This is a genomic window from Agarivorans sp. (assembly GCF_050295395.1).
Taxonomy (GTDB): Bacteria; Pseudomonadota; Gammaproteobacteria; order Enterobacterales; family Celerinatantimonadaceae; genus Agarivorans.
Map to the genome: position 1 here is coordinate 1 of NZ_JBNKPP010000126.1, position 19,623 is coordinate 19,623.

A 19,623-nucleotide genomic window follows, 5' to 3' on the forward strand; every position below is an offset into this window, starting at 1 on the left:
TTATTAACATTAACGATGTGGCTAAAACTCAAGTGGTACAGCCGGGTAGCCGGCTGGCTTATCGTTATATGTTTGCGGGCACCGATGGCCAGCTTGAGCGTTTGGAAGACTGGCTCAAGCCGCAGCTTAAAGACAATCAACGCCTAATCACGGTAAGAAGCGGTAATTCCCCCTTGGCTAACTCGCTGCAGCGTGCTCAACAGTTTTTGTTACTGGCGGGGTTAATTGGGGTGTTATTAGCCAGTGTGGCAATTGCCGTTGCTAGCCGTTTATATTGTCAGCGGCACTACGACACCGTGGCCATGTTCAAGGTATTGGGGGCCTCTAAGCAGCAAATTCGCCGTATTTATCTGGGCCACCTACTAACGGTAATGCTGATATCGATAGTGCTAGGCGTTGTACTGGCCATGCTGTTGCAATGGCCGGTGGCGCATTACATCGAAAACTTACTCAATATCGCTTTACCTAGTGCCGGTAGTTTGCCCTATGTGATGGCGGTGGGAAGTGGCCTGATCTGCGGTATGGCGTTTACTTTGCCTACCTTGGCACAATTGTTTGATATTGCGCCGTTGCGGGTGATTCGCCGTAATAGCGACGATGCCGTGGTGAAACCACTTTGGGTCGGTTTATGGATGCTCCTGAGTGTGTTTGGCCTGTTATTACTGTATAGCCGTTCGTTAAAGCTAAGCTTAATTTTATTAGGCGTTGGGGTGTTAGCGGTACTGGCGTTGCTGGTGATTAGTCAGCTACTGCTATGGTTGGCGAAAAAGTATGCGACGCGTCTGAATGATTTGAGTTTAAAAATCGCGGTATCTTCGCTGTATAAACGGGCAAAACAAAATCGCGTACAGCTGATTGGTTTTACTGTGGCGATTAAGTTGGCCCTAGTGGTGTGGGTGATTCAACAAGACTTGATTAGCGAATGGCAGCAGCAACTTCCCGCAGGTGCGCCTAATCACTTCATGTACAATATTTCTGAACAGCAAAAGCCGCAGTTAACGGAGCGTTTTGCCGAACAGGGAATAGAGCTAAGCCCTATGTACCCCATGTTACGTGGTCGTTTAGTGGCGATTAATGGCGAAGCTGTGAGTCAGCAGCGAGAAGGCGAGTATTCCGAAAAAGACTCATCGCGGCGGCGCGGAGCAGGGCGAGAATTGAACCTGAGTAGTACCCTAAACTTGCCCTATAGAAATGAAATTGTTGCCGGTCAGTGGCTAAATCAAAATAGCGTGGCGCAAGCCTCAGTTGAGCAGGACTTTGCTGAGCGGCTCAACATTAAGCTGAACGACAATTTGCGCTTCATGGTGGGCTCTCAGCAATTTGAGGTTAAGGTGAGCAGCTTTCGCAGCATCGACTGGAATACCATGCAGCCTAATTTCTTCGTATTGCTAAGCCCAGATATTATTCAGTCTTTTGCTAGTGGTTATTTAACCTCTTTCTATTTGCCTGATGGTAGCGGTGAGTGGATGGCCGATATTATGAGCCGTTTCCCCACCTTGGTGCTGATTAATGTGAAAGCCCTGATTGAGCAACTTTCGCAAGTGGTTGATCAAGTCGCCTTAGCCTTGCGCTTGGTCTTAGTGGTGGTGTTATTAGCCAGTTCGCTAGTATTGTACGCTCAGGTGCAAAGCTCGTTAGCCGAGCGGCGTAAACAAACGGTAATTTTGCGCACCTTAGGGGCCAGTGGCAAGCTGCTGCGTAACGCCGTGATTTATGAGTTTGTTATTCTTGGCTTATTAGCGGGCTTAATTGCTGCAGCTGCGGCACAATCCGTATTGGTATTATTGCAGCTGTTGGTATTTGAGATAAAAGCCACCATTAGTTGGGATCTATGGCTATTAGGGCCAGTTACCGGCATGGTCTTAGTAGCGTTAATGGGCGCGGGGGCAACCTTGCGTTTGCTAAAACAAAACTCAGCTCAGCTGGTGAGAAGCCTTAGTTAGCAAAGATTATAAGCACTAGAATAATCGTGTTTTATTCTGGCAATGATTGGTGGGTAGTGAATATAAAAAACTGCTGTTATTTGCAGTTTAGATTAGGGCTCGTCAGGCGCTATTTTCTAGCGGTAATGACTAGGCTTAATGGGGTTGGGCCTTGTTTGCGTAGGCTAAAACAAAACTTGGCCCAGCTGGTGAGAAGCTTTACTTAGAAAAAGGCCATAAATAACTGATCAAAGGCGTTTTATTCTGGTGGTGATTGAATATATACTTATAAAAAAATGTAATAAGAGCGCCCACTAAAGCCGCGTTGGTGTTCTATTTGTGTCGAGCCAGAGAACCTAAGTAAATGAAATTACAACAGTTGCGCTATATCGTAGAAGTCGTTAACAATAATTTAAATGTATCGGCTACTGCGGAAAGCCTGTACACCTCTCAACCGGGCATTAGTAAACAAATTCGTTTGCTGGAAGATGAGTTAGGGGTGCAAATTTTTAAGCGCAGCGGCAAGCATCTGAGCCAAGTGACGCCAGCAGGTCAAGAAATCATTCGTATCAGTAATGAGATTATGGCCAAGGTTGAAAGCATTAAGGCGGTGGCGAACCAACATACTCATCCTGATCAGGGCTCATTAAATATTTCCACTACGCATACTCAGGCTCGTTACGCTCTGCCTGAGGTGATTCAGGGTTTTATTCATCGCTACCCCAATGTTTCTTTAAACATGCATCAAGGTACGCCCAATCAAATCAACGAGGCAGTAGCCAAGGGCAGCGCCGACTTTGCGATTGCCACCGAAGCGCTACATATTTTCTCCGACTTGGTCATGCTGCCTTGTTATCACTGGAACCGCAGTATTTTGGTTCCTAAAGATCATGAGCTCGCCAAGAAACACTTAAATGGCGAAGTGGTCACCATTAATGATTTAGCCAAGCATTCGATTGTTACGTATATCTTTGGCTTCACCGGCCGTTCTGATTTAGACGAGGCCTTCGGCCGCGCTGGTAAGGTGCCTAAAATTGTCTTTACCGCCACCGATGCGGATGTGATTAAAACTTATGTCAGAATGGGCATAGGGGTAGGCGTATTAGCTAGCATGGCCATTGATAAACAACAGGACGATGATTTAGTCGCTATTGATGCTAGTCATTTATTTCGCGCTAGTACCACCAAGATTTGTTTTAGAAAGGGCACGTTCTTACGCACTTACATGTACGATTTCATCGAACGCTTTGCTCCTCATTTGACGCGTGACATTGTTGATAAAGCGGTGCAAGCCAAATCCTTAGATGAAGTCGACGAACTGTTTAAAAATATCGAACTACCGGTGTTATAAACCGGCTGTAAAAGCCTAAACCGCAGCTAAGCTAAGTTTGCTTGGCTGAGCGGCTTCAGCTAGGTGTATCAGTAAAATTAAGCCAACAAGGAGCAGAGGTCATGCAACTGCACATCACCAATGGCGATGTAGTGGGGCAGCGCTTAGCCGCTTCATCAGTGGTTGAGGGGGAAATTCTCTGTTGGCGGGATGTCTTACACGACGGGCCTATTGTTGCTCCAGAAGGCGAAACCTACCTAAAAGCCCGCGCCGCTTTTATATATCAAAGCTTACAAGCCAGCCGCAGTTTTGCGGCTAATTCGCTGAGCGAGCAGCAAATCTTAGCCGACTTTAAACGCCGTCAACAGATCATGGCTCAGCTGGCTCAATACAGTGAAATTGTATTGTGGTTTGAGCACGACCTTTATGATCAACTGCAACTGGCCGAGTGCCTGTACTTACTGGCTAAACACAGTGAATTATCAGCCCGCTTTAAGCTGATCTGCATTGGAAAGCATGCCGAAGTCGCTAATTTTAGGGGCTTGGGTGAGTTGTCGATAAGCCAGCTAGAAGCCTTATACCCGCAGCGCCAAGCCATTAGCGCAGAGCAATTAAAGCTTGGCTCTGAGTTGTGGTTAGCCCTAGCTGCGGCTAGCCCCGAACCAATCAATCAACTGTTGCAGCAAGATATGGCAGTTCTACCCTTTATGCAAACTGCGCTACGCCGCTTTGCTGAGGACTATCCTTGGTTAAATAGAGGACTCACTTTGACCCAACAGCTGATTTTACGCAGCCTTGTTGAAGCTAAACTTAAGCTTCAAGCTGAGCAAGTAAAGGCTTCAGCTTCATCGACTAATCTGAGCTTTGCGGAATTGTTTGCGACTTTGCAGCGCTTAGAAGCGGCGCCTTTTCTAGGCGATCTTTGGTTGGCAAAAGAGCTGTTAAACTTGGCATCGCTAGCGTCGCCCTTACTGCACATACATCACCGTTCGAGCGGCCAATGGGATGGGGACGTTTATTTTGAGATTAGCTCTGCTGGACAAGCCATTTTAGTTGGTGAGTCGAGATTGCCGTCGGCCAATATGCCAGTGTTTTGGCGGGGTGGAGTAGAGCTGTCGGCGAGTAATTATTGGTGCTGGGATCCACTGCAACAACGTTTGTGTAGGGTTAGTTAGCCATCTAAGGCGATGGCTAACTAATTGCGATTAACATTCGATGATGTTCACCGCTAAGCCGCCACGCGCGGTTTCTTTGTATTTGGTTTTCATATCGCGACCGGTTTGCCACATGGTTTTAATCGCCTTGTCTAAAGACACCTTGTGTTCACCACTGCCGCGCAGTGCGAGACGAGCTGCGTTAATCGCTTTTAAAGCGCCCATGGCATTACGTTCAATACAGGGCACCTGAACTAAGCCGCCAATGGGGTCACAGGTTAAACCTAGGTTGTGTTCGATGCCAATCTCCGCGGCGTTTTCAATTTGCTCGGGCTTAGCGCCGAAAATCGCTGCTAAACCTGCCGCTGCCATAGAGCAGGCCACTCCCACTTCTCCTTGACAGCCCACTTCGGCGCCTGAGATAGAAGCATTGGTTTTATACAGAGAACCAATCGCTGTCGCTGTGAGGAAAAACTGATTAATGGCATCTTGGTCTAAGGGCTGCACAAAATTGTGATAATAGTGCAATACGGCAGGAATAATCCCCGCTGCGCCGTTGGTGGGGGCGGTTACAACACGGCTACCAGCGGCATTTTCTTCACTCACCGCTAAGGCATAAAGATTGACCCAGTCCATCACATTTAGCGGATCGGCGCTAAGGTTACGTTGGGCGGATAGTTGTCGTTTTAATACTGGGGCGCGACGCGCCAGTTTAAGTCCACCGGGCAGTATACCTTCTTCGTTCATCCCACGTTGTACGCAATTTTGCATGGTATCCCATAGCTGTTGCGTATATTGGCTAAGGCTACGTAAAGAGCAATGTACTTGTTCGTTGGCCGCCACCACTGCGGCAATGCTCTTACCGCTTTGCTTGCACTGTTGCAATAGGCTATCGGCGCTATCAAAGGGATAGGGGTAGGTAAATTGGCCTTCACTGACTTGTTCACCGTCTTCAATAATGTAGCCTCCGCCAATCGAGTAGTAGGTGCGAGAAATGCACTTACCGTTGTCTAGATAGGCATGAAAACTCAAGGCATTACTGTGAACCGGCAATTGCTTGCGACGATGAAAGACAATCGCGCCGCGGTTGGCAAAATTGATGGCTTTTTTGGCTAATAATACCAGTTCCTGGGTTTGTTCTACGGTTTGTAAAATCGACTCAACTTTATCTACATCTACGCTTTCGGGGGCTTCGCCCATTAAACCGAGAATCACCGCCTTGCCAGTGCCGTGACCTTTACCTGTTGCGCCTAAGGAGCCAAACAGCTCCACTTTTAGGTGATCTACCCGATTGAGCTCCTTGTCATGCTCTAAGCTTTCGGCGAATAGCTTAGCGGCTTTCATCGGGCCAACGGTATGAGAGCTAGAAGGCCCAATACCAATAGAAAAAAGGTCGAAGATACTTACCATTTATGTTCCTAGCCTAGTGGCTACGTGTTGTTAAGATATTAATTCTGAGATTATAGCGGCTTTTAGTTGTTAGCAACATTGAAAAGCAAAATCGCGCAATATTTTAGCGGTAGCTCCCCAAATTACGTTGTTATCTACTTCTATGAAGTAGACTTTCTGTTGTTGGCCGTGACGTCGAAAGTGATAAGTATGGTAGTTGTTTAGGTCTAAAAACGCGTCCAAAGGTAGCTGCATCACTCGTGCGACTTCATGCTGGTTTAACTTAAAGTGTAGTGGTGTATTGCAGATAGCGAGAAAGGGATGAATTACAAAATTGGTCACCGTTTGATGCTGCGGAAGCTGGCCGAGTAACTTAAACGCCTGCGGTGCTATGCCAATTTCTTCATAGGTTTCTCGCAGTGCGGTGGCGGCTAGGTTAGGATCTTGTGGGTCGAGCTTACCGCCAGGAAAGCTAATTTGTGAAGGATGGTGGCGTAGTTTGTCGCTACGCTGGGTGAGCACCAGTTTTTCAGTTTGACCGGGCAAACGCACTATCGGCAATAATACTGCCGCCGGGATATGGTTGACTGCGCCAAGCCGAGCCTTAGGGCGTTGCAACAAAAAGCGCTGTAAATAGTGCTGGTGGCTAAGCATTACGCGAAAAGGCTCCTTTATTATTGTTGGTTACGGTTCAAGTATGGGCAGAATACGACTCAATTTGTCAAATAACTCCTGATATTCTGCATCTACTTGAGAGTCGCTTACTACACCGCCGCCAGCCCAGCAATAGATCTTTTGTTGTTCGCATACTAGTGTGCGAATGGCAATGTTGCTATCCATATCACCGTTCGCCGAGATATAGCCGATGGCGCCACAGTAGGCTGCGCGGCGGTTCTCTTCCAGCTCTTCAATAATTTGCATGGCGCGGATCTTAGGTGCGCCGGTAATTGAGCCACCGGGAAAACAAGCGGCGAGCAGTTGTTCGGCGCTGTAACTCTCTGCCAGCGTGGCCTTTATGGTGCTCACTAAATGATGCACTGCTGGGAAGGATTCAACCGCAAACAACTTAGGCACATGCACCGAACCGGGCGTGGCGACGCGGCCAATATCGTTGCGCAGTAAGTCTACAATCATCAGGTTTTCTGCTTGATCTTTCTCGGCCTGAGTTAAATCTTTGGCGAGCTGTTGATCACGCTGCGGATCTAAACTGCGCGGGCGAGTGCCTTTTATTGGTTTGGTTTCAATTTCGCCTTGTTTTAAACGAATAAAGCGCTCGGGCGACAAGCTTAAGATACAAGAGCTGGGTAAACGCATGAAGGCCGAGAACGGCGCTTGGTTGGCAGCGATTAAGCGTTGATAGGCTGCAAACTCACTGCCAGTGTAACTGGCCTCAAAGCGTTGAGTCAGGTTAATTTGATAGCAATCTCCACTGAGTAAGTACTCTTGTACTCGAGCAAACTTATCTTGATAGGCCGCTTTACTGGTATTACTGTGCCAAGCGCTGGTCAGGGCAAAGGGGTGAGCGGCTTGGCTACTAAGCTGATAGAGCCATTGCTCGCGCTGGGCTAATTGCGCTAAACCCTGTTGCTCGGTTTCGCACCATTGGATCAGCGAAGCGCTTTGCTGCTGGTGATCGTAAATTAAGGCCCAGTCATAAAATCCCACCGCCATGTCGGGGCACAGTAAATCTACTGGTAGCTGCTGGGGAATGCTTTCTAGGCTTCGGCCTAAGTCATAGGACCACATGCCCAAGGCTCCTCCAATAAAAGGGAAGGGGCTGTTTGGTGCCGCTTCTTCTGGAAACAGCTGTTGGCGTAAATCGGCCAATAATTCAAAGGGAGCTTGCTGGCTTTGGTAGCGCTGCTGGCCCAGTTCAATATCGCCAAGACCGTCTTTATAGCTAAGAGTGGCGATAGGCTCTGCTACCAGAATATCGAAGTGATTATTTTCGTGAGACTCGGCGGCAGATTGTAACAAACAGCTCCAAGGCTGTTCTGCCAGATGCGCACATAGTTCGATGGGTTTCAGAGAAATAGTTTTGCTAACAATCATATAGGTGGTATTGCTGGTTAATTCAACAAGTGCTTTGTTGATGTAGAAAAAATGTAAAAACTGCGTTCAAGGTTATAGCAGCCTTAATGGCGCAAGAGTATCATAGCCGATGAAGGATAACGACAATAACCCTAACAGCTGCGGTAAGCGCATTTAGCTTCCCTCGCATTTGCCCCAGCAAAAATAAGGAACGTGGAGACTTTATGACCATCATCCGTAAACAAGACTTCATTGACAGTGTCGCAGAATCACTGCAATTCATTTCTTACTATCACCCCATTGATTTTGTTAAAGCCATGGCCGAGGCCTACGAGAAAGAGCAAAGCACCGCAGCCAAAGACGCGATTGCCCAAATCTTAATTAACTCTCGTATGTGTGCTCAGGGCTTGCGGCCAATTTGCCAAGACACCGGCATTATTACCGCCTTTGTTAAGGTGGGCATGAATGTGCAGTGGGATAGTGATTTAACGGTTCAAGAGATGGTTGATGAAGGGGTAAGACGCGCTTATACCAATCCTGATAACCCTCTACGAGCTTCGATTGTTGCTGACCCAAATGGCGCTCGTAAGAATACCAAAGACAATACTCCAGCGGTGGTGCATATTGATTTGGTAGCCGGTGATAAAGTGGAAATCATGGTCGCTGCCAAGGGCGGCGGTAGTGAGAATAAGTCTAAGATGGTGATGCTAAATCCATCAGACTCGGTGGCCGAGTGGGTATTAAAAACCTTGCCTACTATGGGGGCCGGTTGGTGTCCGCCGGGCATGGTGGGCATTGGCATTGGTGGTACCGCCGAAAAAGCCGCGGTCATGGCCAAAGAATCGTTGATGGATCCGGTGGATATTCAAGAGCTAAAAGCGAAAGGTGCAGAAAACGCCGATGAAGCGCTGCGTTTAGAGTTAATGGAAGGCATCAACAAATTGGGCATTGGTGCTCAAGGCTTGGGCGGATTAACCACCGTATTAGATGTGAAAGTGAAGTCTTGTGCTACTCACGCGGCTTCTAAACCGGTGGTGATGATCCCTAACTGCGCGGCGACTCGTCACGCCCACTTCTACTTAGATGGCAGTGGCCCCGCGGTGCTAACACCACCTAAGTTAGAAGACTGGCCAGAGATTACCTGGGATGTGGGTGACAACGTGCGCCGAGTGGACGTTAATAAGGTGACCAAAGAAGAAGTCGCTACTTGGAAAATGGGTGAAACGGTATTGCTTAACGGTAAAATCTTAACCGGTCGTGATGCTGCTCATAAACGGATTAAAGAATACATTGAGCAGGGTAAACCCTTCCCCGAGGGCGTGGACTTTAATGGCCGCTTTATTTATTACGTAGGTCCGGTTGATGCGGTGCGTGATGAAGCGGTGGGGCCGGCAGGGCCAACGACTTCGACACGCATGGATAAGTTTACCGATATGATGTTAGAAGAAACTGGTCTACTGGGCATGATTGGCAAAGCCGAACGCGGTCCAGCCACGGTCGACTCGATTGCTAAACACCAATCGGTGTACTTAATGGCCGTGGGTGGCGCTGCTTACCTCGTCTCTAAGGCGATTAAAAAAGCTCGAGTAGTGGCCTTTGAAGACTTAGGTATGGAAGCCATTTACGAGTTTGAAGTCGAGGATATGCCGGTAACGGTGGCAGTAGACGCCGAAGGTAACTCTGCCCACCAACAAGGCCCGTCGATTTGGAAGGCTAAAATTGAAGAGCTAGACGCCCAGCTTAGTAAATAGCCTTAACATTGAGTTAGCAGGTAAAAAGCGGCATTAGCCGCTTTTTTTATTGGGCGCGAACTTTAGGCTTAATAATTTATCTAGCGAATAGGGGCCGGCGCCCCACAGCAGATTAATTAGCAACATTAAGCCCCATAATTGGTGGTCGTAAAACCCGCCGGGCCATAACGCAGGGTAGGAAATGACCGCTATGATGTTGAATAAAAACAGCTGTAAGGCAAATAGTCGGGTGAATAAACCCAATAGTAAAAATACCGGCAAAATTAACTCTGCGGCAGTGCCTAAGTAAGCGGCAAGCTCCCAAGGCAATAACGGCACTTGGTACTCCAATTCAAACAAATATAGGGTGGAGTCCCAGCTGCTGAACTTTAAATAACCGGAGCGCCAAAAGATTGCGGCTACCCATATCCGTGTGAGCAACAGTAAGAGCGGAATCAGTATTGCCTGCATGGCGGCCACGGAGCTGAGATAACGTTGATATAAAGTAGTCATATTGCTGGCTCCTCTGTTGACGGAACAGGGCGAGCTAAATACTGTTGGCTTATTGCTTTGCCCAGCAAATCTTGTAATTGGGCAATACAGCTGGAGTTTAGCTCAGCCAAGGGGCGGCGTTCCTGGCAATGCGCGAGGAAGGCATATTCTAGCTCCGTGAGCGGTTCTAGCTTAACGCTAAAATCCAGCTGTTTGCTTAACAGCAGATGTTGCGCTTGGTCTAGCTCGATGGGCTGAACTTGGTCTTGCTGTAACATGTGGTAGATAGTCAACACTGGGTAGGGGCTAGTCATTAACATCTGATTGCTCGCCAGCGGCAAAATAGCCAAGCTTAAGTCTTGGCTGGGTAGGACTTGCAACTGTTCTAGGCTTAAATATTGAGTTTCCAACGCTTGGGCTGCACAGCGCTCAATTCGCCAATCCAATTCGGCCATTGCAGGCAGGTAGGGCAGGTGGTTAATATCGCTTTGCTTAGTCAGAAACTGGGCAAAGCCTGCGCCAAACAAATTTAAGTCGCCCTGATCATGACCACATTGCAAAACAAATTGTTTGGCAACGAAATGAAAGTAGTCTTGGCCTACCAACTTAAGCACACTGGGGTAACTGGCAGTTAAGGCCTCAATTAAGCTTAACAGGTAATTATTTTGGTAAATCTGCATCGCTTGAGTGGCGTTCAAGTAGGGCTGACTCAGCGTCAAACGGCTGGCCGCATGCGTTTGCTCTAGCACTTCGGCAAATTGTGTTTGTAATTGCTTAAGCACAGCGCCTCTCCTTCACTTGTTGGTCGAGCACTTTGATTTTGGCTACTTCATCTAGCAAGCGCTGTAATGGAGGAAAGTCGCTGTCCCATTCAATCATGGTGGGAATATTGTTGCTAAAACGCTGCTGAAAGTGCTTATACAGCTGCCATACCGGCTCTGCTACCGGCTGGTTATGGCTATCAATCAATACTCGTTGTTGGCCAATGGTTTTTTCGGTGAACCCGGCTAGGTGTATTTCTTTTACTGCATCAATATTAAGCTGCTCAAAGTAGTGCTCAGCGTCCCAAGCGAGATTGGTCGCACTGACATACACATTATTAATGTCGAGCAATAAACCACAGCCGGTAGCTTGCACTACTTGATTGAGAAATTCCGGCTCGGCGATATGGCTCTGCGGATAGGCTAAATATGCCGAAGGATTTTCAATCAGTAGTTGTCGCCCTAAGTATTGCTGTGTTTGGTCGACTTTTTGGATAAACAGCGCTAAACATTCTTGGGTATAGGGTAGAGGAAGCAGGTCGTTGTAATAACGACCATTCACACTGCTCCAGCTTAAATGTTCAGAGACAATAAAAGGATTAACATCATCGATTAATGCTTTTAGTTTCTCTAGATGTTGTAGGTTGAGGGGATCGCTTGAGCCCAAAGATAGGCCTACGCCATGTACGCTAATAGGATGATGCTCAGCCACTTGCCGGAGCAAATGATAATCATAGCTATGTGGATTAAAATAATTCTCGGCGTGGATCTCCATCCAGTCAATCGCGGGTTGTTCTTTAATTAGCTGCTCGGCAAAGGCGCTACGCAAGCCCAATCCATATTGTTTACTGCTTATCATACTGCCTCCTTAGCCGCCCTTAAGGGGGGCGCCGAACCAGTAGTTGTTGGTTCAGCGCATCCATAATTAACCTTCAGTACTGCCACCGGCGAGTTTGTCACAAAGGCCTTTAGGTACCACCACGAAGGCGTCTTTTTGATGGTCCATTTTAGAAGTACCAGCACAAGAGCTGCTTTTGGTGGCGCAGTCATTTTTTCCGGCTTTAGCTACGCCGTAGCACTTTTCTTTTTCAGCTGCTGCCGCAGGAGTGGCGGTAAAAGCGCCTAAAGCAATTAGTCCAGAGATGGCTGAAGCGATGGCAATATTTGAGTTTTTCATAGTATTTCCTTAATAAGTATGTGTTGGTTTGCTTACAACTCTTAACAAGCTGTAACTAAACAAACCGACTGGGCACGAAAAAACTTTCACCACGCTTGAAATTTATTTTAAAAAAATTGCCCAATAGGCTTTAGAGGAACACCACAAGATATTAATAGCTGAAGCATTCCGGCTTAATAAACAGAAACTTATGTGCGATTGTTTAAGGCTTAAGTTACACTGCTAAACGATGAAAAAAAAACAGCAGCCATTGGCTGTTTAATATCAGTAATGAGTTTGAAGGGTGGAGCAAATGAATAAAGGGCTTTGGTTTAGTGTAATTGTGGCATTCTTGAGTGCTTGCACCACGGTAGATAGCTCTGAGCCTCAGCGTAGCGAACAACAATACCGCGATACGGTGGTGGTTAACGCTGAACCTGGATTTAGCCTATATAAAGGCCAAACTATTTGCCCTCATCCTTTGTTAGAAGATGCCATGCGTAATCCGCAGCGCTCTGATTTACAGGCTTACGACACCTTCTATCAAGCGGTGGTCAATAAGTTTAAAGCCTTGGGACTCGATTACCAAAACAGCGCTGAAGCAAGCTGTAACTATTGGATGGCCTTTGCCTTGCCCACCAGTAATATTTTAAGCGACGAGCAATTAATGAGTTTGTTCGGTGTATCACCGGGTTTAGCCGATAACAGTGACGAGCATTTCCAAAAAGCGACCTTGATGATGAGTTTGTATTCTAGCCAATCAAAGGTAAATCAATGGCAGGTAAGCTTGCAGGCTTTTGCAAAGGTGGCTAATGACGCTCAAGGGCGGCGTAATTTGGAAATCAGTCGTGAAGGGATTAACTACGTGGTTAATCGCGTTTTCTCTTACCTTAATGTGAACTGAGGGTTAAGCCAAAAGATAGGCAAAAAAAAGCCCAGCTACAGGGAAGCGCTGGGCGGTCAATTTAAGTGTTTAATTGCAGTGGCATTTATTATGACCGCGGCTTTTTAGGAAAGTTTCAAAATTTCTTTTTATTTTTTGTTAAAAAAATGTATCAAGCTCTCGTTTTTTGTTTCACTCTCAAAATAACCCCTCTGAGCAATTGACATACTCGGCCCTTAAACGTAGATTTTAAACAGGTGTTTTATTTTTTAAGGTGTCATAGTGAGACAAGGAACCAAAAGCAAGATCCTCGATGCGGCCGAGCGCCTGTTTGCCGAACGCGGATTTGCCGACACGTCGCTGCGATTAATTACTTCTCATGCCGAGGTGAATCTCGCCTCTGTTAACTATCATTTCGGCTCGAAAAAAGAACTCATTCAAGCGGTTTTGATGCGCTATTTAGAGCAATTCATGCCCTTGGTAGACCAAGCCATGTTGCAGCATCTTGAGGCTGCCGACGCGCCTAACTTGAAGCAAGTTTTCTCCTCATTTTTGAATCCATTATTAGAAATGAATAAGGTGAAAAAACACGGTACAGCAATGTTTTTGCTGTTGCTTGGGCGAGGTTATACCGACAGTCAAGGCCACTTACGCCGCTTTATTACTCATCACTTTGGTGAAGTATTGAGCCATTTTCAGCAGGCGGTACGGCGTGCTTATCCTGAATTAAGTGATAGTGACATTTTTTGGCGCTTGCACTTTACCCTTGGCACTGTGGTGTTCACCATGGCCTCAAGTACTGCGCTAAAAGAAATTGCCAGTGCTGATTTTAACGAAGATATAAATACTGAAGCTTTGATTAAAAAAGTAATCCCCTATTTGGCTGCGGGTGTTGGCGCGCCAATTTAAACAATAAAAACGATAAAAATAATACGTGAAATAAGGAATGAACCATGACGATTCTGTTGATGATAGTGACCGCATTAGTGGTACTGCTAAGCATAGCTGAAACTCGAAAAAAGCTGGTAACACGCCCAGCCTTTAAGGTGTTTAAGAAAATTTTGCCGCCGCTTTCCCAAACTGAGAAAGAAGCCATGGAAGCTGGCTCCGTCTGGTGGGACGGAGAACTGTTTGGCGGTAAACCCGATTGGAAAAAATTACACCAATACCCGAAAGCTCGATTAAGTGAAGAAGAACAGGCCTTCATGGATCAGCAAGTGAATACCTTGCTGAAAATGCTAGACGACTTCGACATTGTGCAAAATCAACGTGACTTGCCTAAGCCGGTATGGGACTACCTAAAAAGCGAAGGCTTTTTTGCGCTGATCATCCCTAAATCTTACGGTGGTAGAGAGTTTTCGGCGATGGCTAACTCCACCATTGTAAGCACCATTGCAACACGTAGCTTATCGGCCGCGGTTACCGTTATGGTGCCTAACTCATTAGGGCCAGGTGAGCTACTACTGCACTATGGTACCCAAGAGCAAAAAGACCACTGGTTACCAGGCTTGGCCGACGGCACCCACGTGCCTTGTTTCGCCTTAACTGGTCCAGAAGCAGGCTCAGACGCAGGCGCTATTCCCGATAAAGGCATCATCTGTAAGGGTGAGTTTAACGGTGAAGAAGTGCTGGGCATTCGCTTAAATTGGAACAAGCGTTACATTACCTTAGCGCCAGTGGCTACGGTGCTTGGTTTAGCCTTTAAACTCTACGATCCCGAGCATTTATTGGGGGAACAAGAAGAATTAGGCATTACCTGTGCGTTAATTCCCACTGACCACCCCGGCGTTCGCACCGGTGATCGCCACTTCCCATTGGGCCTAGCGTTTATGAATGGGCCTACCTTCGGTGAAGATGTGTTTATTCCATTAGATTGGATCATCGGTGGTGCTGATTATGCTGGTAAAGGCTGGCGGATGTTGGTGGAGTGTTTGTCGGCGGGGCGCGGTATTTCACTGCCTGCCTTGGGTACAGCAGTAGGCCACATGAGCTCGCGCACCACCAGTGCTTATGCCTATGTGCGTAAACAGTTCGGCTTATCGATTGGTCGCTTTGAAGGGGTAGAGGAAGCGCTAGCGCGGATTGGCGGTTTAACTTACCAGCTAGAAGCGGCGCGCCGTTTAACTGCGGGTGCCTTAGATTTAGACCAAAGCCCAGCGATTGTTACCGCTATTGCCAAATACCACATGACAGAAATGGCCCGTACAGTATTAGACGATGCCATGGATATACACTCTGGCCGTGGTATTCAGTTAGGTGCAATGAACTATTTGGGCCACGCCTATAATGGTATTCCGGTAGCGATTACCGTGGAAGGGGCCAACATTCTTACCCGTAATCTGATGATCTTCGGTCAGGGCGCAACCCGTTGTCACCCTTACGTATTAAAAGAGTTGCAAGCCGCTGCTAACCCCGATGAAGAAGCCGGTTTAGCCGAATTTGATAGCCTGTTGGTGAAACACGTTGCCTTTGGTGTGGGTAACTTTGCCGCCAGTTTGTGGCAAGGCCTAAGTGGCGCGCGCTTTAATTCAAGTCCAGTATCGGGTGAAACTGCGGTGTATTATCGCCAGCTTAGCCGTATGAGCCGTGGTTTAGCGCTGTGTGCCGACATGTCTATGTTGATTTTAGGCGGCGAACTAAAACGTAAAGAGCGGATTTCTGCACGCCTTGGCGATGTACTCAGCCACCTTTACTTAGCGTCGGCCACCTTAAAACATTATGAAGATGAAGGTCGCCCCGCTGAAGATTTACCTTTTGTAAAATGGGCGGTAGAGCGCAACCTTTACGAAATTGGCTTGGCGTTTGAAGGCTTCTTCCAAAACTTCTCAAACCGAGCTGTGGCGCGAGTATTAAAAACCGTGGTATTCCCCTTTGGTAATCGCTTTAAACTGGCCAACGACGATGTGGCACATAAAATTTGTGAAACCATGATGACGCCGGGTTCTGCCCGCGAACGTTTAAGCAAATTATGTGTGACGCAAGGTGATGAAGCCGATGCTGTGGCGATTATCGAACAGGCTTTCTTAGCCATGTATAAGGTACGCCCCTTAGAGCGTAAAATTGCCAAGGCGCAAAAGGCTGGTAACTTGCCGCGTAAAGTAGAGTTATCGGTGATTGTTAAAGCCGCTTTAGAGCAAGAGATCCTGACTCAACAAGAGGCTGACGACTTACTAAAAGCAGATAAACTACGCTACCAAGCTATTCAGGTGGATCATTTTGATCCTGGTGTATTGGAAGGGAAGAATGCGCACATTGTGCCTTCCGCCGATGTCGCTTAAGTGCAATTAATGGAAAAGGGATGCCAATGGCATCCCTTTTTTGTTTAATCGTTTTTGTTTGGCCTTTGTTAAACGGCAAAGCAATAAAGTAATACAGCGTAAGTAATAGGCAAAAACAATAAGGCCAGCATAAATGCTGGCCTTGGTTTGATTATAAAGCTTTGTCGGTACGCGAATCTTTTAGACTTTGTTTTACCTTGCGAAGGTTTTCGCGGAACTTCTCGCCGCGGCGCAGGGTAAAACCAGTGGCCAATACATCTATTAAGGCCATTTGGGCAATTCGTGAAGCCATTGGCATATAAACGTCGGTATCTTCTGGCACATCCATCGACAAGACTAAGTTACACTCTTTAGCCAGTGGAGAGTCTTTGCTGGTGATGCCGATAACGGTGGAATCATTTTGCTGGGCAAGAATGGCGATATCGATCATCGCTTTAGTGCGCCCGGTGTGTGAGATTAAAATAATCACATCTTCTTCGGTGGCCACAATGCAACTCATGCGCATCATTACTACGTCATCGAAATAACTGACCGGCACGTTAAAGCGGAAAAACTTGTTGAGTGCATCTTGGGCGACCGAAGCTGAAGCGCCTAAACCAAAAAAGGAGATTTTCTTAGCTTGAGTAAGTAAATCCACCGCGCGATTCACCGCGTTAGGGTCTAGACTGTTTTTGGCTGCTTCAAGGCTGGCCATTGAAGATTCGAAAATCTTTGAAGTGTAAGCTTCTGGGCCGTCTTCTTCGTCTACGTGACGGTTCACATAAGGCGTGCCGTTGGCCAAGCTTTGCGCTAAATGTAATTTAAAATCAGGAAACCCTTTGGTGTCTAAACGACGACAAAAACGGTTAACGGTAGGTTCGCTTACGTCGGCTAATTTCGCTAACGCGGCGATGCTAGAGTGAATTGCTGTTTGCGGGGAAGCAATAATCACTTCTGCGACCTTTCTTTCTGATTTGCTGAAGTTTTCTAGATTTTTAGTTATTTTCTCAAGCGTATTCATAATATCCGTTAAAGTTAGCGCATTTGTTATGTTTAGGTTGTCAAATGTAATATTTTTTCAACAGGAGCAAAAGTCATACAATTACATAGACGGTGACTTAAAACAAGCTTAATAGTCCGTGATAATAGACCAGCACGGCATTTTATAGTTTGAGCTAGGTCTAAAATATTTGAAAATACGTAGTCGATTAGTAATTTACTAACGAAATTCTAGTACAAAAGCGGTAAGATTTGGTGACTTAACAATACAACAGCTATCTTAATGTCAGTTTGTTAGGATACGTAATAATATTTTTCTTTTTTTTGAACTAGGTATGAAGGAAAACAAAATGTCCGGTTTTGGTTTAATTGCCGATGTAGGTGGTACAAATATTCGTTTAGCGTTGGTTGATTTGAAAACGGGTGAAATTGGGCGATTACAAAAATACTTGTGTGCGGACTATCCCAGTATTGCCGATGTTATCGCTCTTTACCTCAAAGAGCAGAATGAAACTGTTACCCAAGCTTGTGTCGCTATTGCTTGTCCTACTGACAAAGACTGGATTGCTATGACCAACCACAGTTGGGCGTTTTCTAAGAAGCAGGTACAAGAGCAATTAGGTTTTGACAATTTCCATGTGATTAACGATTACACTGGCATTGCGATGTCTATTCCTACCTTAACTGACGAGCAAAAAATTCAAATTGGCGGCGAAACCGCCAAAACCGGTGAGCCGATTGCTGTATATGGCCCAGGTACTGGCCTAGGTGTGGCTCACTTGATCCACCACGACAGCGAATATGTGTGTATTCCAGGCGAGGGTGGTCACGTTGAGTTTGCCTCAAACGACGAAAAAGAAGCGCATGTATTGGCCTTCTTACAAAAACGCTACGGTCATGTATCGGCAGAACGTTTATTGTCTGGCCCAGGTCTTGTGAATATCTACCAAGGTTTAATGGACATGCATGGTAAAGTGGCTGAAGACCTTCAACCCGCTGATGTAACCACGCGTGGCCTAGACGGAAGTTGCCCAGTATGTGTTGAAGCGATGGAAGTATTCTGCCGAGCGTTAGGCTCGTTTGGTGGTAACCTTGCGCTAAACATGTCTACTTTTGGTGGGGTATACATTGCTGGTGGTATTATCACGCGCTTTATGGACTTCTTCAAAAACAGCGACTTCCGCAAGCGTTTTGAAGCTAAAGGCCGTTTTGTAGACTTTGTGGCTAAAGTGCCAGTTTATGTGATTACCGAAGAGCAACCGGGCTTACAAGGTGCTGCGGCTTACTTACGCCAAAGCAATGGCTACCGTATTTAAATTTAAGCTTTAACAAGATTTGGATCTAAGAAGGAGCCTACGGCTTCCTTTTTTATTGTTTAACAAAAAATTGTTTAAGAACTCAGCACTTGCCCGTTTTTCGATAAAAAGTTATTGACCCACACAATCGGGATCCGTAATCTAGCGCCACATTATTGCCATGCGCAATAAGTTCAATCACGGTGAGGTGTCCGAGTGGCCGAAGGAGCACGCCTGGAAAGTGTGTATACCGCAAGGTATCGAGGGTTCGAATCCCTCCCTCACCGCCATTTTCAAGAATCAAGACGTCCAAGGACGTCTTTTTTTGTTTTTAAAGTTAAGTTAAAACAATAAGTTATGGTTTTCTGACGTCCAATAACACCCCCCTAAAATCCACAGATTTAAGCTATACTTGTTTGCATCGATTGATGCTAGTAATACTTTTTTGTGTGGAAATCGTATTACTTACAGCTTGTTAGAGGCTCAACATTTCTCGGTTAATAAACATGATCCTGCTGATAGATTTGAATTCAGTATATGGCGTTATCCTCTAAAAGTTGTGTGATGTCTCATGGGTGTTAATTTGTTCATACTTGCTTAAGAAAAAGGAATTTCTATGTTAAAGCTAGCTTTATTGATTATCACCTTTGTAGTGTCTTGGCCTTCTTGGGCACTTAACAGTGGCAGTTACTCTAAGTTTGTTTATGCCGAGTGGGGGACACGTCAGGTGGCACAAATTAGGCCATTTGAGTACGCCATAGAGCAGGGCCAGCTCAGCAGCATAGCCTACAGTGCGCAGTTTTCCGATGTGATGCGGCGGGTGATCCCCGAAGTGAGTGAACTCGGCCCTTATTACCAAGAATATTTGTTAGGCAGAGACTTTAGCCGAGCCTTGGTGAGTTTGGTGACTGAATACGGTTGCCTTGAATACCGTTTTCGCCATGCGCTACCCCATACCAGAGAGTGCGGTGGTTATGTTGAAGATGAGCGGGTGAAGGAGTATTTCCCTTTTGCTGGTGGTTATTTTCTACAGCATCCCTTGCGGGTGTACCAGCGAGGCAAAGCCGGCAATCAGCAAATGGGCTATGCACTGTATTTAAAAGCGGGCAACAAATACCAACCTAGCAGTATCTGGTATCCGGTACATCAAATGGGCCCGGCGTTTGGCCGAGCAATTTCTTCTAAGCAACTGGTATTAACGGTATCGGTTAATTTTGAAAAGCT

At 46.5% G+C, this 19,623-nt stretch carries 17 protein-coding genes and 1 tRNA gene; 10 read left to right on the plus strand and 8 right to left on the minus strand.

Translation table 11 applies throughout. From position 1 onward, the window contains the following. The 3 genes from ACQY6Q_RS07415 to ACQY6Q_RS07425 all read left to right on the plus strand — a co-directional run. A partial coding sequence (locus ACQY6Q_RS07415) for an ABC transporter permease (RefSeq protein WP_427979698.1) occupies positions 1–1,943 on the plus strand: 1,943 nt, incomplete at its 5' end. A gap of 343 nt (positions 1,944–2,286) precedes the next feature. After that, on the plus strand, positions 2,287–3,273 hold the full coding sequence (gene cysB / locus ACQY6Q_RS07420) for an HTH-type transcriptional regulator CysB (protein WP_427979701.1): 987 nt from the start codon (positions 2,287–2,289) through the stop codon (positions 3,271–3,273). 101 nt (positions 3,274–3,374) lie between these two features. Continuing rightward, the gene (locus ACQY6Q_RS07425; RefSeq protein ID WP_427979704.1) at positions 3,375–4,427 is read left to right on the plus strand and encodes a DUF1835 domain-containing protein; all 1,053 of its coding nucleotides are present in this window, start codon (positions 3,375–3,377) and stop codon (positions 4,425–4,427) included. A gap of 30 nt (positions 4,428–4,457) precedes the next feature. Here ACQY6Q_RS07425 and ACQY6Q_RS07430 read toward each other — a convergent pair whose 3' ends face one another. From ACQY6Q_RS07430 to pabB, 3 genes are all read right to left on the minus strand, one after another. Further along, positions 4,458–5,816: an L-serine ammonia-lyase gene (locus ACQY6Q_RS07430; RefSeq protein ID WP_427979706.1), complete on the minus strand. Its 1,359-nt coding sequence runs from the start codon at positions 5,814–5,816 to the stop codon at positions 4,458–4,460. A 69-nt stretch (positions 5,817–5,885) separates the two neighbouring features. Then, positions 5,886–6,449 (minus strand): CoA pyrophosphatase, encoded by a 564-nt coding sequence (locus tag ACQY6Q_RS07435; RefSeq protein ID WP_427979708.1) that lies wholly within the window; start codon positions 6,447–6,449, stop codon positions 5,886–5,888. Positions 6,450–6,479: 30 nt separating this feature from the next. Further along, positions 6,480–7,847, minus strand: a complete 1,368-nt coding sequence (gene pabB / locus ACQY6Q_RS07440) for an aminodeoxychorismate synthase component I (protein WP_427979711.1) — start codon at positions 7,845–7,847, stop codon at positions 6,480–6,482. Between the two features lie 203 nt (positions 7,848–8,050). Here pabB and ACQY6Q_RS07445 point away from each other — a divergent pair, with 203 nt between their 5' ends. Next, positions 8,051–9,577, plus strand: coding sequence for a fumarate hydratase (locus tag ACQY6Q_RS07445; protein WP_427979713.1), 1,527 nt, complete (start codon positions 8,051–8,053; stop codon positions 9,575–9,577). A gap of 33 nt (positions 9,578–9,610) precedes the next feature. Here the strand turns inward: ACQY6Q_RS07445 and ACQY6Q_RS07450 are convergent, their stop codons facing one another. The 4 genes from ACQY6Q_RS07450 to ACQY6Q_RS07465 form a co-directional block, all read right to left on the minus strand. Next, positions 9,611–10,069 (minus strand): DoxX family protein, encoded by a 459-nt coding sequence (locus tag ACQY6Q_RS07450; protein ID WP_427979716.1) that lies wholly within the window; start codon positions 10,067–10,069, stop codon positions 9,611–9,613. Continuing rightward, positions 10,066–10,830, minus strand: a complete 765-nt coding sequence (locus ACQY6Q_RS07455; protein WP_427979718.1) for a putative DNA-binding domain-containing protein — start codon at positions 10,828–10,830, stop codon at positions 10,066–10,068. Before ACQY6Q_RS07455 ends, ACQY6Q_RS07450 begins: the two co-directional genes overlap by 4 nt. Beyond that, positions 10,823–11,668 (minus strand): DUF692 domain-containing protein, encoded by an 846-nt coding sequence (locus ACQY6Q_RS07460; RefSeq protein ID WP_427979721.1) that lies wholly within the window; start codon positions 11,666–11,668, stop codon positions 10,823–10,825. Before ACQY6Q_RS07460 ends, ACQY6Q_RS07455 begins: the two co-directional genes overlap by 8 nt. 66 nt (positions 11,669–11,734) lie before the next feature. Further along, positions 11,735–11,986 carry a DUF2282 domain-containing protein gene (locus ACQY6Q_RS07465; RefSeq protein ID WP_427979723.1) on the minus strand — a complete coding sequence of 84 codons (252 nt, stop codon included), beginning with the start codon at positions 11,984–11,986 and terminating at the stop codon, positions 11,735–11,737. Between the two features lie 292 nt (positions 11,987–12,278). Between ACQY6Q_RS07465 and ACQY6Q_RS07470 the strand changes: the two genes are divergently transcribed. The 3 genes from ACQY6Q_RS07470 to ACQY6Q_RS07480 all read left to right on the plus strand — a co-directional run bounded on the left by ACQY6Q_RS07470 (position 12,279) and on the right by ACQY6Q_RS07480 (position 16,126). Further along, complete coding sequence (locus tag ACQY6Q_RS07470; protein WP_427979725.1) at positions 12,279–12,869, plus strand: hypothetical protein; 591 nt, start codon at positions 12,279–12,281, stop codon at positions 12,867–12,869. 261 nt (positions 12,870–13,130) lie between these two features. Then, positions 13,131–13,757: a TetR/AcrR family transcriptional regulator gene (locus ACQY6Q_RS07475; protein ID WP_427979727.1), complete on the plus strand. Its 627-nt coding sequence runs from the start codon at positions 13,131–13,133 to the stop codon at positions 13,755–13,757. Positions 13,758–13,801: 44 nt separating this feature from the next. Next, on the plus strand, positions 13,802–16,126 hold the full coding sequence (locus ACQY6Q_RS07480; RefSeq protein ID WP_427979730.1) for an acyl-CoA dehydrogenase: 2,325 nt from the start codon (positions 13,802–13,804) through the stop codon (positions 16,124–16,126). Between the two features lie 151 nt (positions 16,127–16,277). Here ACQY6Q_RS07480 and ACQY6Q_RS07485 read toward each other — a convergent pair whose 3' ends face one another. After that, on the minus strand, positions 16,278–17,126 hold the full coding sequence (locus tag ACQY6Q_RS07485; RefSeq protein ID WP_055731491.1) for a MurR/RpiR family transcriptional regulator: 849 nt from the start codon (positions 17,124–17,126) through the stop codon (positions 16,278–16,280). 328 nt (positions 17,127–17,454) lie between these two features. Between ACQY6Q_RS07485 and ACQY6Q_RS07490 the strand changes: the two genes are divergently transcribed. The 3 genes from ACQY6Q_RS07490 to ACQY6Q_RS07500 all read left to right on the plus strand — a co-directional run. Then, the gene (locus ACQY6Q_RS07490; RefSeq protein ID WP_427979733.1) at positions 17,455–18,420 is read left to right on the plus strand and encodes a glucokinase; all 966 of its coding nucleotides are present in this window, start codon (positions 17,455–17,457) and stop codon (positions 18,418–18,420) included. A gap of 181 nt (positions 18,421–18,601) precedes the next feature. Continuing rightward, positions 18,602–18,689 (plus strand) — tRNA-Ser (locus ACQY6Q_RS07495). A 326-nt stretch (positions 18,690–19,015) separates the two neighbouring features. Then, the coding region (locus ACQY6Q_RS07500) for a hypothetical protein (protein ID WP_427979735.1) at positions 19,016–19,623 on the plus strand (608 nt) is incomplete at its 3' end.

Coding starts and splice junctions, on each gene's coding strand:
- ACQY6Q_RS07430 (WP_427979706.1), bottom strand. CDS start 5,816: ATGGTAAGTATCTTCGACCTTTTTTCTATTGGTATTGGGCCTTCTAGC.
- ACQY6Q_RS07435 (WP_427979708.1), bottom strand. CDS start 6,449: ATGCTTAGCCACCAGCACTATTTACAGCGCTTTTTGTTGCAACGCCCT.
- ACQY6Q_RS07485 (WP_055731491.1), bottom strand. CDS start 17,126: ATGAATACGCTTGAGAAAATAACTAAAAATCTAGAAAACTTCAGCAAA.
- ACQY6Q_RS07445 (WP_427979713.1), top strand. CDS start 8,051: ATGACCATCATCCGTAAACAAGACTTCATTGACAGTGTCGCAGAATCA.
- ACQY6Q_RS07465 (WP_427979723.1), bottom strand. CDS start 11,986: ATGAAAAACTCAAATATTGCCATCGCTTCAGCCATCTCTGGACTAATT.
- ACQY6Q_RS07460 (WP_427979721.1), bottom strand. CDS start 11,668: ATGATAAGCAGTAAACAATATGGATTGGGCTTGCGTAGCGCCTTTGCC.
- pabB (WP_427979711.1), bottom strand. CDS start 7,847: ATGATTGTTAGCAAAACTATTTCTCTGAAACCCATCGAACTATGTGCG.
- cysB (WP_427979701.1), top strand. CDS start 2,287: ATGAAATTACAACAGTTGCGCTATATCGTAGAAGTCGTTAACAATAAT.
- ACQY6Q_RS07425 (WP_427979704.1), top strand. CDS start 3,375: ATGCAACTGCACATCACCAATGGCGATGTAGTGGGGCAGCGCTTAGCC.
- ACQY6Q_RS07480 (WP_427979730.1), top strand. CDS start 13,802: ATGACGATTCTGTTGATGATAGTGACCGCATTAGTGGTACTGCTAAGC.
- ACQY6Q_RS07470 (WP_427979725.1), top strand. CDS start 12,279: ATGAATAAAGGGCTTTGGTTTAGTGTAATTGTGGCATTCTTGAGTGCT.
- ACQY6Q_RS07490 (WP_427979733.1), top strand. CDS start 17,455: ATGTCCGGTTTTGGTTTAATTGCCGATGTAGGTGGTACAAATATTCGT.
- ACQY6Q_RS07450 (WP_427979716.1), bottom strand. CDS start 10,069: ATGACTACTTTATATCAACGTTATCTCAGCTCCGTGGCCGCCATGCAG.